This is a genomic window from Marinobacter maritimus (assembly GCF_007671675.1).
GTDB classification, from domain to species: Bacteria; Pseudomonadota; Gammaproteobacteria; order Pseudomonadales; family Oleiphilaceae; genus Marinobacter; species Marinobacter maritimus.
The window spans coordinates 310011-325181 of sequence record NZ_VCGW01000002.1; the positions used below are offsets into that span (position 1 = coordinate 310011).

13 protein-coding genes are annotated in these 15171 nt (G+C 57.3%); 12 read left to right on the forward strand and 1 reads right to left on the reverse strand.

The genetic code is table 11. From position 1 onward, the window contains the following. Positions 1-73: 73 nt before the first annotated feature. A complete protein-coding gene (locus FFI90_RS08545) occupies positions 74-334 on the reverse strand; it encodes an acyl-CoA-binding protein (RefSeq protein ID WP_144777612.1) in 261 nt (86 codons plus the stop codon). A 291-nt stretch (positions 335-625) separates the two neighbouring features. Here FFI90_RS08545 and tssB point away from each other — a divergent pair, with 291 nt between their 5' ends. The 12 genes from tssB (at position 626) to vasI (ending at position 15156) form a co-directional block, all read left to right on the forward strand. After that, positions 626-1120 carry a type VI secretion system contractile sheath small subunit gene (gene tssB / locus FFI90_RS08550; protein ID WP_144777613.1) on the forward strand — a complete coding sequence of 165 codons (495 nt, stop codon included), beginning with the start codon at positions 626-628 and terminating at the stop codon, positions 1118-1120. A gap of 65 nt (positions 1121-1185) precedes the next feature. Further along, positions 1186-2667, forward strand: coding sequence for a type VI secretion system contractile sheath large subunit (gene tssC / locus FFI90_RS08555; protein ID WP_144777616.1), 1482 nt, complete (start codon positions 1186-1188; stop codon positions 2665-2667). A 27-nt stretch (positions 2668-2694) separates the two neighbouring features. After that, on the forward strand, positions 2695-3099 hold the full coding sequence (gene tssE, locus FFI90_RS08560) for a type VI secretion system baseplate subunit TssE (RefSeq protein ID WP_144778285.1): 405 nt from the start codon (positions 2695-2697) through the stop codon (positions 3097-3099). Positions 3100-3234: 135 nt separating this feature from the next. Beyond that, complete coding sequence (tssF, locus tag FFI90_RS08565; protein ID WP_144777618.1) at positions 3235-5007, forward strand: type VI secretion system baseplate subunit TssF; 1773 nt, start codon at positions 3235-3237, stop codon at positions 5005-5007. Continuing rightward, a complete protein-coding gene (gene tssG, locus FFI90_RS08570; protein ID WP_144777620.1) occupies positions 4971-5987 on the forward strand; it encodes a type VI secretion system baseplate subunit TssG in 1017 nt (338 codons plus the stop codon). The genes tssF and tssG overlap by 37 nt, the downstream gene beginning before the upstream one ends. Before the next feature lie 19 nt (positions 5988-6006). Next, the gene (tagH, locus tag FFI90_RS08575) at positions 6007-7359 is read left to right on the forward strand and encodes a type VI secretion system-associated FHA domain protein TagH (RefSeq protein ID WP_144777622.1); all 1353 of its coding nucleotides are present in this window, start codon (positions 6007-6009) and stop codon (positions 7357-7359) included. Next, positions 7356-7895: a type VI secretion system lipoprotein TssJ gene (tssJ, locus tag FFI90_RS08580; protein WP_144777624.1), complete on the forward strand. Its 540-nt coding sequence runs from the start codon at positions 7356-7358 to the stop codon at positions 7893-7895. Before tagH ends, tssJ begins: the two co-directional genes overlap by 4 nt. Then, positions 7895-9229 carry a type VI secretion system baseplate subunit TssK gene (tssK, locus tag FFI90_RS08585; protein WP_144777626.1) on the forward strand — a complete coding sequence of 445 codons (1335 nt, stop codon included), beginning with the start codon at positions 7895-7897 and terminating at the stop codon, positions 9227-9229. The genes tssJ and tssK overlap by 1 nt, the downstream gene beginning before the upstream one ends. Before the next feature lie 3 nt (positions 9230-9232). Next, complete coding sequence (icmH, locus tag FFI90_RS08590; protein WP_144777627.1) at positions 9233-10057, forward strand: type IVB secretion system protein IcmH/DotU; 825 nt, start codon at positions 9233-9235, stop codon at positions 10055-10057. Continuing rightward, a complete protein-coding gene (tssH, locus tag FFI90_RS08595; protein WP_144777628.1) occupies positions 10023-12722 on the forward strand; it encodes a type VI secretion system ATPase TssH in 2700 nt (899 codons plus the stop codon). The genes icmH and tssH overlap by 35 nt, the downstream gene beginning before the upstream one ends. Before the next feature lie 176 nt (positions 12723-12898). Next, complete coding sequence (locus FFI90_RS08600; protein ID WP_144778286.1) at positions 12899-14470, forward strand: sigma-54-dependent Fis family transcriptional regulator; 1572 nt, start codon at positions 12899-12901, stop codon at positions 14468-14470. Further along, positions 14467-15156: a type VI secretion system-associated protein VasI gene (gene vasI / locus FFI90_RS08605; RefSeq protein ID WP_246123447.1), complete on the forward strand. Its 690-nt coding sequence runs from the start codon at positions 14467-14469 to the stop codon at positions 15154-15156. The genes FFI90_RS08600 and vasI overlap by 4 nt, the downstream gene beginning before the upstream one ends. Positions 15157-15171 lie beyond the last annotated feature (15 nt).

Here is a 15171-nt window from a genome sequence, read left to right on the forward strand (position 1 = left end):
TATCAACAGGGCTCCGAATCAGGAGTGCGATCCCGGCGAGGTTTTTGCCGGGATCGGAATGCAGGGTAGCTTATTACTTGAGGGCCTCGAGCTTGTCGATGTACTTCTGCATGGCGTCGTCTTTGGACATGCCTTTGCACTGTTCCCAGGCGTCGTATTTGGCGCGGCCCACAAAATCCATCATGCCCGGGCGCTTGCCCGACACATCGCCTGCAGTTGCCTGCTTGTACAGAGCGTAAAACTCCAGCTTCATCTCGTTGGAAGGTTTGAAATCACCTTCTGCATTCTGGATGTAGTTTACCGCCTCATCGAACCTGGCTCTCAGGTCGCTCATATCAATTTCCTCCTTGGTTTTTGGGATCTTGCAGTGATATTCCGCAATTGTTTGCAAGAGTATAGCCACGGCGCTGCCTGCAGTCATTGACCCATTCTCCGGTTGCCGTGGCTCACAGGGCACAGCCGTGGCGATGTGGCAAAAGTTTGCCCGTGCTCACAAGTTGACGGATTGCTGGCCAGTTTTTGCTTGAGAAACCCTGGCCACATGTGTACAGTTTTGACGTCGCGTACCAGGATGGTTCGCACAAGGGATTGAACAACTGCAAATGATTTGCACAGGGAGCAAGCCATGTCGTCCAAAGACGGTTCTGTCGCGCCGAAAGAGCGCATCAATATCAAGTATGTCCCCGCCACCGGAGATCAGCAGGCTGAAACTGAACTGCCGCTGAAAATGTTCGTTGTTGGTGATTTCAAGGGACACGCTGAAGAAACCCCCATCGAAGAACGTAAGGCCATTTCTGTCGACAAGAACAACTTTCGTTCTGTCATGAAAGAGGCGGGCCTCACGCTATCCACCATCGTATCCAACCAGCTGGAAGAGCAAGCTGACGAACTGCCGGTCAATCTCGAATTCCAGACCCTGGATGATTTCTCCCCCGACAGCATCGCCCGTCAGGTTCCCGAGATGAAGAAACTCATTGAACTGCGGGAAGCACTTGTCGCCTTGAAAGGCCCGTTGGGTAATGTTCCGTCGTTCCGGGCCAAGCTTCAGGAATTACTGGATAACGACGAAGCCAGGGAAACCCTGTTGTCTGAGCTGGAACTGGCTACCGACAGCGAGTAAACAGAGCTGCCGCCCGAGCGCGGTGCACACCACTGAATATCAATCACGTACTAAAGGGATGTGGTATGTCTGATACTACTGTGCAGCAATCTGCTGCCTCCGAATCCGTAATGGAAGGCTCGTTACTCGACCAGGTCATGGCCAACAGCCGTATGGCCCCGGCCGACGAGGGCTATGATGTCGCTCGCAAAGGCGTCGCAACATTTATTGCCAACCTGCTGAAAAGTGAAGAGAAAGGTCAGCCCGTCAACAAGGCGCTGGTTGACCAGATGGTGGTCGAACTGGATCGCAAGATCAGCGCCCAGATGGATGCAATCCTGCATGCACCAAAACTGCAGGAACTGGAATCCTCCTGGCGCGGCCTCAAGCTGATGGTTGATCGCACCGATTTCCGCGAAAATATCAAAGTGGATATCCTGCACGCCACTAAAACCGAACTGCTTGAAGACTTCGAGTTTGCCCCCGACGTTACCCAGACCGGTTTTTACCAGCACATCTACTCCACGGAATATGGCCAGTTTGGCGGCGAGCCCGTGGGTGCCGTGGTGGGTAATTACTCGTTCACACCCTCCACCCCGGACATGAAGCTGTTGCAGTATGTATCGTCTGTTGGTGCCATGGCCCACGCGCCTTTCCTGTCTTCGGTTGCTCCATCGTTCTTTGGCGTGGATAGCTACCAGGAACTGCCTGCCATCAAGGAGCTGAAAGCTGTTTTTGAAGGCCCGAAATACGCCAAATGGCGTTCACTGCGTGAATCCGAAGATGCCCGTTACCTGGGCCTGACGTCTCCGCGTTTTCTGCTGCGGGTGCCATACGACCCCAGCGAGAATCCGGTGCGCAGCTTCAACTACAAGGAAGACGTGTCCGGCGATCATGAGCATTACCTGTGGGGCAATACCGCCTACCTGCTTGCGACCCGATTGACTGAAAGCTTTGCCAAATACCGCTGGTGCCCGAATATTATCGGCCCACAAAGCGGTGGTGCAGTAGAAGACCTCCCGGTTCATCTGTTCGAATCTTTCGGCCAGCTTGAAGCCAAGATTCCGACCGAAGTGCTGATCACTGATCGTCGTGAATACGAAATGGCCGATGAAGGCTTTATCTCCCTCACCATGCGCAAGGGCAGCGATAACGCGGCTTTCTTCTCCGCCAACTCCGTGCAGAAGCCCAAGCAGTTTCCGAACACCAAAGAAGGCAAAGAAGCGGAAACCAACTACAAGTTGGGCACCCAGCTGCCATACATGATGATCGTTAACCGCCTGGCCCACTACATCAAGGTGCTGCAGCGCGAGCAGATTGGCTCCTGGAAAGAGCGTCAGGATCTGGAACGCGAACTGAACACCTGGATTCGCCAGTACGTGGCCGATCAGGAAAACCCGCCAGCTGAAGTACGTAGCCGCCGGCCGTTGCGCGCGGCTCAGATAACGGTCTCCGATGTGGAAGGCGATCCGGGCTGGTATCAGGTGTCCCTGGCTGTGCGTCCGCACTTCAAATACATGGGGGCTAACTTTGAGCTGTCGCTGGTAGGCCGTCTGGACAAGGATTAATCCGTGTTCAGCAGTGACGCGCAAACCATGGGTGGGAGCCTGTTCGAACGATTGGAGCAGGCCGCCGCTCCGGAAGGGCAAGGCATGGGCGAAGTTACCCATGTGGTGAGCTCCATCAAGCGCCATCTGGTAAGACTGCTCAATGCCCACCCCGGCAATAGCGCTTGCGCGCCAGAACTTGGGTTGTTGGACTTCAACGATGCGACTCTGGGCACCCACGATCTGAGTATCCAGATTCGAAGTGCGATCCGGCAATGCATCGAGAAGTATGAACCCAGAGTAAAACGGGTGGATGTGGTTGCCTTGCCCCAAGGGCAGGATCCCTTGCAACTGCGTTTTCAGGTAACGGTCTACCTGAACGTCGGCGCAAAAGACGACAAAACAACGATAGATTTATTACTGGATGACAAACGTTACTACCGAGTGATGTGACTGACTGGGACCATGGTGGGGCGAGGGGGTGGGGATGCTTTTCTTCTGGGAAAAAACAACTCGCTTCGCTCAGACATCTTTTTCCCGCCAGAAAAGCATCCCCACCCCCTCTTGTCGAACATTGGTGTAGTTGAGATGAAGTTGAATCGGTTTTACAGGGATGAGTTGAGCTTTTTGCGCTTGCAGGGGCGTGAGTTTGCTGAGGCGCATCCGCAGTTGACTCGGTTTTTGTCGGAGCAAAGTACCGACCCGGACGTTGAGCGCTTGTTGGAAGGCTTTGCGTTTCTGACCGGGAAACTTCGTGAAAAAGTGGAGGATGAGTTTCCGGAGCTGACGCATTCTCTGCTGAATATGTTGTGGCCGAACTACCTACGCCCGGTTCCCAGCTGCACCATCATGCGGTTTGATCCTCAATTGCACGCGATCAGTGAGCGGCAACGGGTTGAGCGGCATACCGAGATCAAAAGTCGCCCTTTAGGTGATGCCACGCGGCAGACACAATGCCGGTTTCGCACCTGTCGAGCGGTAGATGTGTTTCCTATAAGTGTCGCCGATGCTCACGCAGAACATTCGCGGGAAGTGTCGTCGATGACAGTGGATTTGGCACTTCACACGGACCAACCCTTAAGCGCCTTGGACCTTGATAGCCTGCGATTTTATTTGGGTGGGGATAATCACACGGCTGAAACGCTCTATCTGTGGTTGAACCACTATCTGAGTCGCATGGAGCTGGTCGTTGGCGATTCGGTTTACAGCCTGCCGACCTCTTTATTGAAGCCGGTTGGTTTTGCCAGTGATGAGGCTTTGTTGCCTTATCCCAAGAATGCTTATCCAGGTTACCGGATTCTGCAGGAATACCTGAGTTTTCCGGAGGCGTTCCGGTTTGTGGATATCACCGGCCTTGGGAATCGTTTGCCGGCGGTTCAGGCAGATGAGATCAGTTTGCGTTTTCATTTCAGCCGGATTCTACCGCCGGACGCGCGGGTTCGGGCTGAGGATATGCAGCTTTACTGCACGCCGGCGGTGAATCTGTTTACCCATGAGGGTGAGCCGGTTGATCTTAACGGGCTCCAGACCGAGTACCGGATTCTGGCCTCCAGCCGGTCGCCGGATCATTTTGAAGTGTTCAGCATTGAACAGGTTGAAGGCTGGCTGGAAGGTCGTTCGGGGCGTGGCGAGCGTCGGCTTTACACGGCTTTCGAGAGTTTTCAGCATGAGGTTGAGAGGGATCGTGGCCGCACAGCGTTGTACTACCGGGTTCGGGCCAGGGACAGTGTGCGCGGTGATGGGTTTGATCACTATATCTCGTTCGTTCGGGGCGATGAGTCTGAATGCATGGATCGCCAGGAAGCGATTTCCCTGACTCTGACCTGCACCAACCGGCAACTGCCTCAGCAGTTGGCGGTCGGGGAGGTGTGCATGGCAACGGAAACCACGCCAGCGTTCGCGTCATTCAGCAACATCACTCGTCCCACTGCGACGTTGAGGCCAACGCTTGATGGCAGCCTGCTGTGGACGCTGATTTCGAATCTGTCGCTGAACTATCTCTCGATGCTGGACGTGGATGCTCTGCGCACCGTATTGCGAGTGTATGACTTCCGCGCGCTGGTGGATCGCCAGGCGGAGCGGGTATCCCAGAAGCGACTTGCAGGCATCAGCGCCATCGAAACCAACCCGGTGGACAAGATGATCCGGGGGTTGCCGGTGCGGGGGATTCGTTCGGTAATGAAGTTGGACCAGCAGGCCTTTGCCTCGGAAGGCGATTTGTACCTGTTTGGCACCGTACTTAGTCAGTTCTTTGCACTTTATGCCAGCATCAACGCGTTTCACCAACTGGAAGTGGTGAACACAGACAACCAGGAACGGTATACATGGACGTTACAGCAAGGTCAGCAGCCGCTGATGTAGCCGGCCTGCAACCCGTTCTGGGCAATGCGCGACGGTACAGCTTTTTTCAGCTGGTGGATCTGATACATCGGCACCATGGTGATGATCTGGAGGGCCTCCGGGACGATCAGCCGCGACAGGAGCGCATCCGCTTTTCGTCATCTGCGGGGCTGGGGTTTCCTGGCAGCGATGTGATTTCGGCCTTGTCGCCGGAGCATGAGCACGGCCCCTATCAGATGGAAGTGAGCTTTCTGGGCCTGCACGGTTCCCAGTCGCCGCTGCCCGGTTACTACCTAGAGGATCTGGCCTGGGAAGCCGGTCAGGATCTGGGGGTGCGCCGGCATTTTCTGGACTTTTTCAATCACCGGCTGGTCACTCTATTTCACCGATCATGGCGCAAATACCGTTACTACGTGCGTTTTCGCCCCGGCGCGTCGGATGGATTTTCCAATCTGATCTATGCCCTCATAGGTCTTGGCGATAGCCGCTTGCGGGAGGCTACCCCGGTTAACTGGTCAAAGATGCTGGCCTATTCCGGATTGATGGCAGGCCGGAGCCGCTCTCCAGAGGTTGTCAGTGGCATTGTGGGCCACTGTTTCGATCTGGACGACGTCAGCATTGAACAATGGGTTTTGCGCAAGGTGACCATCGATGAGGATCAGCAAACCCGCCTTGGTCAAAGTAACGCCTCACTCGGGAATGACACGCTGGTGGGCTCCCGGGTTCGTGACCGCAGCGGTAAATTTATTTTGCGGGTCCGCAATCTCAGCCGCCAACGTTTTGCGGATTTTCTGCCCAATGGACGGGATCACCAGCGCCTGGTGAAGTTGGTGGAATTCGCCACTCGAGAGCAACTGGCCTACGACCTGGAACTGCAAATGCGGGCACAGGATATCCGCCCGATGCAGCTGGGTGAGGACGTGCGCCTGGGCTGGAGCTCTTTCGTAACCCCGGAAAAGTCTCGGCGCCGGCCCGCCGTGCGGATTCAGATACGCCGTTAATATGAAAAGGAACCCGATCATGGAAGAGCGGCAGTTAACCGGACTGAAGCTGACGGTCACCAACCCCGGCAGCACGCGCAGTGGGGCAGGCATTGAACACAGTTTTGGCCCCCAGGGTGGCTCTATAGGCACTGCCGAGAGTGATACCTGGCAGCTTTCGGCACACCGCACCGGCGCCGTTCCGGGCCATGCGGAAATCCGGCTTCTTGATGGCGGTTACTGCCTGATTGATCGCAGCGGCCGAACCTACATCAACAGCGCCACTCAGCCCGTGGGGCGTGGCCGCCGGGCGCGGTTGAACCAGGGCGACACGGTTAGTATTGGTCGTTATCGCCTACGGGCAGAATTATTGGCAGGAGGGCTGACAGATGCGCCGGCCGGTCAGGAGCTCGAGCCCCGGGAGGCCGTAGAAGACAGAAAGCTTGTGGATATAGCCGAAGGCGAGCTGGCCCGCGGGGGCGGGCGTGAAAGCGACATGCAGGTAGCAGAACCTCTGGAAGGGCTGGTGCCGGTGGCTGCACAAACCGCAAGTTCGGACCCCATGCTGCACTGGCAGGATGAGCCAACCCGCGCTGATCAGGAGGAGTGCACGCTGATGGCAAGCGAGCGCGCCTGGTTTGCGGCTGAAACCGACGTAACGGATGAGTACCGGGAAAATCGCGATGTGGCGATGGGGCTTCCGGCAAGAAAAGGAGAGAGGGACAGGATGTCACAAACCAATACCGACGCACGGGAGCAGAGGCGTGGTGAAACGAACCTTCACCAGAGCGATCAAAGCCGCAAACATATCAGTGCTACTCCGCTGATGCAGGGGATGGGAACAGGGCTCAACTTTGCCGACAGCGACGGCATGCAGCTTTTCCTGGAAGAGGTTGGGCAGACCCTGAAAGCAACCATAGAAGGCTTGCTGGCCCTGCACCTGGGTGAAGACAGCCGGCATCAGGCGCTGCGTACACGCTTGCAGCCCATCGAAGATAACCCATTGCGTCTTGGCGGGGATTATGAGGAAACCGTACAAACCCTGTTTGCCAGCGAACGCAGTCCAGTGCATTTGTCGGCGCCTGCTGCCGTTCAGGAAAGCCTGCAAAGCCTGAACCACCATCAGCGAGCTACCCGCGAGGCGATCGGTGAAGCGCTGGACGCCATTCTCCATGCGTTTTCACCGGAAGCTCTGTTGCGCCGTTTCCATGGTTATCGCCGGGGCTTGCAACAGAATGAAGACGAAGGTCGTTGGGCCTGGGATATGTACCAGCACTATTACCGGGAACTGAAATCGAGTCGTCAGCAGGGTTTTGAACGCCTGTTTCAGGAAGTGTTCGATCAGGCTTACGACAAGCACTTGCGTCAACTACAAAGGGAGAACTTGCTGTGAAAACCCGCAAATGGAACTTGCTGATAATGACGATGGTATTTGTGCTTGCGGGATGCAGCACGCCCTATAACGCCGTCACTAAAACCGCGAAAGTACTTTGGGATCCCGACATCCCAGTGGGCTACCCGGAAGATCTCCCCAGTCGCGTAGATTTGACCATGGTGGCCGAGCCGGGTGTGAACCCGAACGAGTCCCTGGCACCGACACCGGTCGCCTTTCAGATTATTGAAATGCGTGACAGCTCGTTGTTGATGGCGGGTGATTTTGACCAGCTGCTGAATAACCTGAAGGACTCCCTTGGTCGGAACTACATCGATCACAGCGATTACACACTGGTACCCGGTCAGTTCAAGTTTGTGGAACCGTTTGAGATCAGTAAGGACACCCGGTTTATCGGTGTGATTGCTTTCTACGCCTACCCGAATCTGTCCCAGTGGAAAAAGGTGGTCAGGGTGGACCCTGTCGGTGGTCGTTATCATCTTCTGGTGAATCTGCGGGAGAGGGAAGTGCAACTCAAGCGGTCGGAAGAAACCTGATGGCCGTGACAAATCGAGTGATCTGGAGTGATGGTCTATTTATCAAACCCCAGCACTTCCAGCAACAGCAGCGGTATCTGGAACATCAGATCAATGAACGATCTCTGGCAGTTTCGGACTACCTGTATGGATTCAGCGATCTGGAGCTGAACGCGGAATATCTGAGCTTCGGGCGCGTCGGCCTGGTGCGGGCCACTGGTTTGTTCCCCGATGGCACCCGCTTCAACCTGCCCCAGGACGATGTGATGCCAGAGCCCTTGGAAATCGCCGATGCCTCAGTGGCCAATCAGGTTGTGTATCTGGTTTTACCGCTGGGTAGCGACAGTCTGGCGGAGGTGGAATGGCCGGATGCGCCGGTGGCAGGACGATTCCGGGCCCAGAGTACAGAAATCCGGGATCTGCACTCCATTGATGGTGATGCCCACACTATCGACGTTGCCGGTGTAGCCCCGCGCCTCATGTTGGAGCGAGATGACCGAAGCGCCTACGCCGCGCTGGCCATCGGCCGGATCCTGGAGAAACGTCCGGACGGCAGCCTGGTGATGGACCCGAGCTTTATTCCGACCATGCTCAGCGTTCGGTCGGCGCCGAGATTGCAGCGGTTTGTCGGCGAAATGGCCGGTTTAATGCGCGAACGTGCACGCAATATTGCAGAACGTGTTGGTGCGCCAGGGCAGGGTGGTGTTGCTGACGTGGCGGATTTCATGTTGCTGCAGCTGCTCAACCGCGCACACCCGAGGTTCATGCACCTGGCCCGTTTACGCCAGCTGCACCCGGAGCGTTTGTTCGAAGCCTTGTTGGAGCTTTGCGGCGAGCTGGTGACCTTTACCGACGAGGGCCGCCTTCCGCGGGAATACGCGGCCTACGATCACGACCTGCCGGAAGACTGTTTTACCCCACTGATGCAGGTCCTGCGGCAATCTCTCAGCACGGTATTGGAGCCGCGTGCACTGGCTATTCAGTTGCAGCAGCGCCAGTACGGACTGACGGTCGCTCCGGTTCAGGACGGCCAGCTGATAAGCGGTGCCGAGTTCATTCTGGCGGTGAAAGCCGACATGCCACTGGACGATCTGCGCAAGCAGTTTACCCAGCAGTGCAAGGTGGCCTCGGTGGAGAAAATTCGCGATCTCATCAGCTTGCAACTTCCGGGTATTCCGCTATCTGCTTTGCCGGTGGCGCCGCGTCAATTGCCGTATCACGCCGGGTTTGTGTACTTTCGGCTGGACGATCAAAGCCAGGCCTGGCAAATGCTCGACAACGCCAGCGGTTTTGCCTTCCACGTGGCGGGCAGCTTCCCGGGTCTGGAAATGCAGTTCTGGGCAATCAGGAGTTAGATCATGACAAATGCACAGGTAATGGATTTACCCAATGGCAGCAGGCATTCCGGCGGCAGTGCATTCAGTGACCTGTTGTTTGCCGAAGAGCAGCAAAACGGCGTCTCCGGCGGCGATTTTGGCAATGACCAGTTCCAGCTCAGGGGGCTGGAAGATAATCGTCTGACTGATGCAGCCACGTCTTTGCTCGGGCTGGTCATCCGGATTCGTCGGCTGGCGGATTTTGGCGCGGTAGAGAGTCTCTACCAGCAGGTGGTGGATGAGGTGACCGCTATAGATCGTGAGCTGATTGAGCAGGGCTACGAACGCCCCACTGTGGTGGCTTATCGTTACGTGCTTTGCGCCTTCATTGATGAGGCGGTGCTGGGCACGGGCTGGGGCGCCCACAGTGTGTGGTCGCAGCATTCGTTGCTGTCTCGTTTCCACAATGAAACCTGGGGCGGCGAGAAAGTATTCGCCATCCTTGCGCGCATGGAACAGGAGCCGGCACGCTACAAAGACATGCTGGCGTTTATCTACCTGTGTCTGTGCCTGGGTTTTGAGGGCCGTTACAAGGTAATGGAAAACGGCCATGATGAGTACGAGCAGATTTTGCGTGGGCTTCATGAGCAGCTTCAGTCGCTCAAGGAAGACTCTGCCCCTGAGCCTCTGGCAGACGCACAGATCAACGTAACACCGGCGCGCAACCGGCTACGCAGCGGGCTGCCGCTCTGGGGCATTGCAGGGTTGTTTGCGGCGGCCATGGTGGGGATATACAGCCTTTACAACATAGCGCTGGAAGAACGCATAAAGGATGTGCTCAGCGTACTGGAACAACTACCGAAATAAGGATATCACTGTGATTCGGGTAGAACTGCCGGCGCTTATCGGGCGCCTCAACGACATATGCCGCAACGGGCTGGAAGCCTCTGCTGCGCTTTGCATCAGCCGCCAGGGAGCAGAAATTACCCCGGCACACCTGTTGTTCAAGTTGCTGGAAACGCCGTTTTCCGACGTGCGCCAGATTCTGGAACAGGCGGGCATTAACTATCAGGAGTTTCAGCCTGTTGTTGGTGAAAGTCTGAGCGGTGAACTGCAGACCGCGGAGCCTTATCCATCTTTTTCGCCGCTGCTCATTGATCTTCTGCAGGATGCCTGGCTGCTGGCGTCAACGGAGCTGGACCACCGGGATTTGCGCTCCGGCGCGATCTTCCTGGCATTGCTGATGAACGCCGACCGCTACCTTGCACCCCAGGTAAGTCAGCAACTCCAGGACATAAACCGCGAACAGCTGCGCCGCCAGTTCGACACCATGACCGCAGGTTCCGCCGAGCGGCCAGGCATGGTACAGGGCGAAGCAGGTGCCCCCGGGGTCGAGGCTGATATGGACCCGCTCACGCGTTACGCAACCGATTTTACCGCGTTGGCCCGCTCAGGAAAGCTCGACCCGGTGGTGTGCCGCGATGCCGAAATCGACCAGATGATTGATATCCTCTGCCGTCGACGCAAGAACAATCCCATCGTGATAGGGGACGCGGGTGTAGGCAAAAGCGCAATCGTAGAAGGCCTGGCTCTGCGCATCGTGAACGCCGAAGTGCCTGAGCGCTTGCAAAAGGTAGAGCTCTGGACTCTCGACATGGGCGCACTGCAGGCCGGCGCCTCGGTAAAAGGCGAGTTCGAAAAGCGCCTGAAAGGCGTGATCGAAGCGGTGAAAGCCTCAACCATCCCCATCATTCTGTTCATTGACGAAGCCCACACCCTGATTGGCGCCGGCAACAGCGAAGGCGGCTCTGACGCCGCCAACCTGCTCAAGCCAGCGTTGGCCCGTGGCGAGCTGCGGACCATTGCAGCGACCACTTGGCGTGAATATAAAAAGTACTTTGAAAAAGACCCGGCCCTCAGCCGTCGCTTCCAGCCAGTGGCACTGGATGAGCCCAGCCCGGCACAAGCCGTACACATTCTCCGTGGCCTGCGCACCGTGTACGAAAAAGCCCATCAGGTGCTCATCGCTGACAGCGCCCTGCAAGCCGCCTCCGAAATGTCCGCCCGCTATCTGGCAGGCCGACAGCTCCCGGACAAAGCCATTGATGTGCTGGACACTGCCTGCGCCCGCGTCAGTCTCAACCTGAGCACGCCACCGCGCAAACTCAGCCACGTGCGCAGCGAACTGCACCAGCTCTCCATGGAACAGGAACTGCTGAACCGTGAACACACTCTCGGACAGAGCGTCGACACAGACCGGGAAGCGGAACTGGAGCAACGCATTGCCGAACTTAATGAACAGGCCGCCGAACTGGAAGAAAGCTGGAACACCCAGCGCGACATGGTCGCCCGCCTGGTGGACATCCGCGAACAACTGCTCAACCCGGCGGGCGTTCAGGAAACCATTGCAAAAGACGAAGCCGATATTGAAGCAGTGCCCGAACAGACTGGCCTGCAAGAACACCCCAGCCTGCAAAACGAAGCTGCTGCCCTCGAACAGGAACTTGCTGAACTGCAAGCTGATGAGCCTCTTGTGCACGCCCGGGTAGACGCCCGCCAGATTGCCGAAGTCATCGCTGATTGGACCGGCATCCCCGTCAACAGCATGACCACCGACGAGCTGGAAAAAATCACCCACTTGCCGGCGTACCTGCAAGCCCACATCAAAGGCCAGGACACCGCCATCGACTGCCTGCACCAGCACCTGCTAACCGCCCGCGCCGACCTCCGTCGCCCCGGCCGCCCCATGGGCGCCTTCCTGCTGGTGGGCCCCAGCGGCGTGGGTAAAACCGAGACAGTGGTTCAACTAGCCGAACTCCTCTACGGCGGTCGCCAGTTTCTCACCACCATCAACATGTCCGAGTACCAGGAGAAGCACGCAGTCTCCCGCCTGATTGGCTCGCCACCAGGCTACGTAGGATACGGCGAAGGCGGCATCCTCACTGAAGCCATCCGCCAGAAACCCTATTCCGTGGTGCTGCTCGACGAAGTCGAAAAAGCCCATCCGGAAGTCCTCAACCTCTTCTACCAGGCCTTCGACAAAGGCGAACTGGCAGACGGCGAAGGCCGGTTGATCGACTGCAAAAACATCGTCTTCTTCCTGACCTCCAACCTCGGCTATCAGACCATCGTCAACCACGCCGAACACCCGGAAAAGATCGAAGAAGCCCTGTACCCGGAGCTGGCCGACTTCTTCAAACCCGCGTTGCTGGCAAGAATGGAAGTCGTACCTTACCTGCCGCTCGGTGAAGACACCCTCAACCGCATCGTCGGCGACAAACTGGAACGCCTGGCCCAGCAAATCCGCGACCGTTATCACACCGAAGTGGTGATGGAAGGCGCCCTGGTAGACGCCATCCGCAGCCGTGCGACAAGAAGTGAAAACGGTGCGAGGATGCTGGAGTCTATTATCGAGGGTGAGTTGCTGCCGCCGGTATCGCTGGCGTTGTTGGAGAAGCTGGCTGCGAAAGAACCGGTAACAAAAGTTACGTTGAGCGTTGAAGAAAATAGATTCACAGGCATTGTTGTCTGAGAGTAACTGAAACCTAGCGTAGCCTGCGAGGCGGCTTTCCAAAACCCTGCGGAGCCATGGATGGCGGAGCGGAGCGTACAAGGATGTATTCACAGCGTGTTTTGGAAAGCCGTCTCGCAGGCTACGCGGACGGCAATCTCCGTTTTAACAATACTGGGAACAAAAAAATGGGACGGATGCAGATGGAACTGCACACCGGCATTGAACTGGCAGTCGCACTGACACACCAGACCACACTGCCGGATTTGCTGAAAACCGCCACAACACAGCTGGAAAACGCCTTCGGCTTAACCCGCTGCTGGGCACTCGAACTCGACCTCAGCGGCCGCACACTGCACTGCAGCGACCTGGCTGAAACCTGCGAATTCGACTGTGGCGACTTCAGCCACCCCTTCGCCCACCTGCTGCAAACCGGCAAGGCTCGCGAACTTGCCCGGGCTGCCAGCCACCGCCTCGATCACCCAGGCTTCCAGTGCCTCCTCGAAGCCAGTCATCGCCCGAAATCCCTAAGGCTCGAGCCTCTTAAAGGCGATGACGGCAGAACTCTCGGCATACTCGTACTCTGCCGCGACGAACCCGACTGGAGCAGCATAACCGCCCAACCTCTGTATCGCGGCCTCCTGCAGTTGCTCACCCACCAATGGATAGCGCAACTGCAAAGCCGGGATCAGGTGTGGCAGCGCCGCCTGCTCAAACGCTCACTGGACAACTTGCACGACGCAGAAACCCTCCGTAAGCGCTGTGAAAGCCTGGCCCAAACACTCGTGGGTACCTCAAAAGCCATGACCAGCCTGCGGGCTCAGGTTGTCCGCGCCGCTGGCAGCCAATTGTCGGTGCTGGTTCAGGGCGAAACCGGCTGCGGCAAAGACTTGGTGGCCCGAGGTATTCATGAATTATCAGATCGCGCTGACGGCAACATGGTCGTGGTCAACTGTGCCGCCATACCCGACAGCCTGCTGGAAAGCGAACTCTTCGGTCATACCAAAGGTGCGTTTTCAGGCGCTGACCAGGCCAAAGAGGGGCTTTTGGCCCAGGCCAATGGCGGCACGCTCTTTCTGGACGAAATCGGCGACATGCCCATGGCGCTGCAATCCAAACTCCTGCGTGTCCTGGAAAGCCGTCAGTTCAGGCCTCTTGGCGCACAAAAGGAACAGCACTCCGACTTCCGGCTGGTAGCGGCTACCCACCAGCCACTGCGCCAGAGCATTGAAGGCGGCAGCTTCCGACGGGATCTGTTCTATCGCCTGAGCCAGTTTCCGCTGCAGATAACACCCCTGCGCGAACGCCTGGACGATCTTGAATCCCTCAGCCGTCACTTTATTCGCCTGTACACCGAGCGTGAAGGCACCGGCCCTCTGGGCATCAGCAGCCATGCACTGCGCGCCCTCGAAACGTACGATTTTCCGGGCAACGCCCGGGAGCTGCGCAACATCATCGAGCTGGCGTGTTTGCAAACCCCAGCCGGGGACGACATTCAGCCGGAAGTGCTCAACCTCACAGATCTGTTCGCAGAGCCCTACGGTACGGAACGTTGTGGCGGTGAGCCACACAGGTCAGAGGTTGCCGCAGCACTTGGCGTAGAGGGTATTCGCGACCTCAAAGCCGCCGCCCAGGCGTTTGAAGCTGAAATTATTCGCGACCGCCTGCGTCAATACGGCGGCAACCGCGCTCAGGCGGCGCAAAGCCTTGGTCTGCCGAAGCGCACGCTCGCCCACAAGTGTTTGAAGTATCAGGTAGTCGAAGTATGAAAATCCTAATGCTTACCTACGTGAGGGCGCCCAGTCTCGGTATTTTTTGTTTGGGTGCTCTGATCCTTGGAGCCATAAGCGCGCAGGCGCAGGCTGGAAAGTTGGAAGAGGCCAGCAAGTGCACCGGCGAAACCCAGCGTCTGGAAAGGCTGGCGTGTTTTGACGAGGTATTTGGTACTCCTCTGGCAGAGCCCGAAATGGGTAAAGAGCCGGATGACGGCCTTCACAATATAAAACGCTCCAGGCGCTGGCGTGAGGCTTATGCACAGGTGGAAACAGACCCTGCAGCCGGTGGTATCGGTTACCGCAACACCGGGCAGGCCGCTGGACTTCTGGTCACAGTGCCGGCGCTGGGTGCGCAGCCTCCGCGGCCTTTGCTTGTCCTGCAGTGCCACAACAACATCACAGAACTGACTTTGATGCTGCCGGAGCAGCTTGACGCAGAGCGGGTAAGCCTGGGCCTTGGAGTCCCGGAAACGGCAAGTCAAAGCGCCTGGAGAGTGCGGGATAACGGCTACGTGCTCAGTGTCGGGCGCGGCTTGCCGGCTATCCGGGCCGTCAAGACGATAGGGTCGGAAACCGATATTCGCGTTTACTCGGAAAACAGTCGTATCGATGGCCTGTTGTTCGATCTGACGGGTTTTGAGAGCGCCATCCGCCCGCTTCGCGAGAGCTGTAGCTGGTAGCCGAGTCGTGAAAGC

Excerpts from the sequence above, each read along its gene's own strand:
- vasI (WP_246123447.1), top strand. The coding sequence starts at position 14,467 with ATGAAAATCCTAATGCTTACCTACGTGAGGGCGCCCAGTCTCGGTATT.
- tagH (WP_144777622.1), top strand. The coding sequence starts at position 6,007 with ATGGAAGAGCGGCAGTTAACCGGACTGAAGCTGACGGTCACCAACCCC.
- tssF (WP_144777618.1), top strand. The coding sequence starts at position 3,235 with ATGAAGTTGAATCGGTTTTACAGGGATGAGTTGAGCTTTTTGCGCTTG.
- tssK (WP_144777626.1), top strand. The coding sequence starts at position 7,895 with ATGGCCGTGACAAATCGAGTGATCTGGAGTGATGGTCTATTTATCAAA.
- FFI90_RS08600 (WP_144778286.1), top strand. The coding sequence starts at position 12,899 with ATGCAGATGGAACTGCACACCGGCATTGAACTGGCAGTCGCACTGACA.
- tssB (WP_144777613.1), top strand. The coding sequence starts at position 626 with ATGTCGTCCAAAGACGGTTCTGTCGCGCCGAAAGAGCGCATCAATATC.
- tssE (WP_144778285.1), top strand. The coding sequence starts at position 2,695 with ATGGGTGGGAGCCTGTTCGAACGATTGGAGCAGGCCGCCGCTCCGGAA.
- FFI90_RS08545 (WP_144777612.1), bottom strand. The coding sequence starts at position 334 with ATGAGCGACCTGAGAGCCAGGTTCGATGAGGCGGTAAACTACATCCAG.
- icmH (WP_144777627.1), top strand. The coding sequence starts at position 9,233 with ATGACAAATGCACAGGTAATGGATTTACCCAATGGCAGCAGGCATTCC.
- tssC (WP_144777616.1), top strand. The coding sequence starts at position 1,186 with ATGTCTGATACTACTGTGCAGCAATCTGCTGCCTCCGAATCCGTAATG.
- tssH (WP_144777628.1), top strand. The coding sequence starts at position 10,023 with ATGTGCTCAGCGTACTGGAACAACTACCGAAATAAGGATATCACTGTG.
- tssG (WP_144777620.1), top strand. The coding sequence starts at position 4,971 with ATGGACGTTACAGCAAGGTCAGCAGCCGCTGATGTAGCCGGCCTGCAA.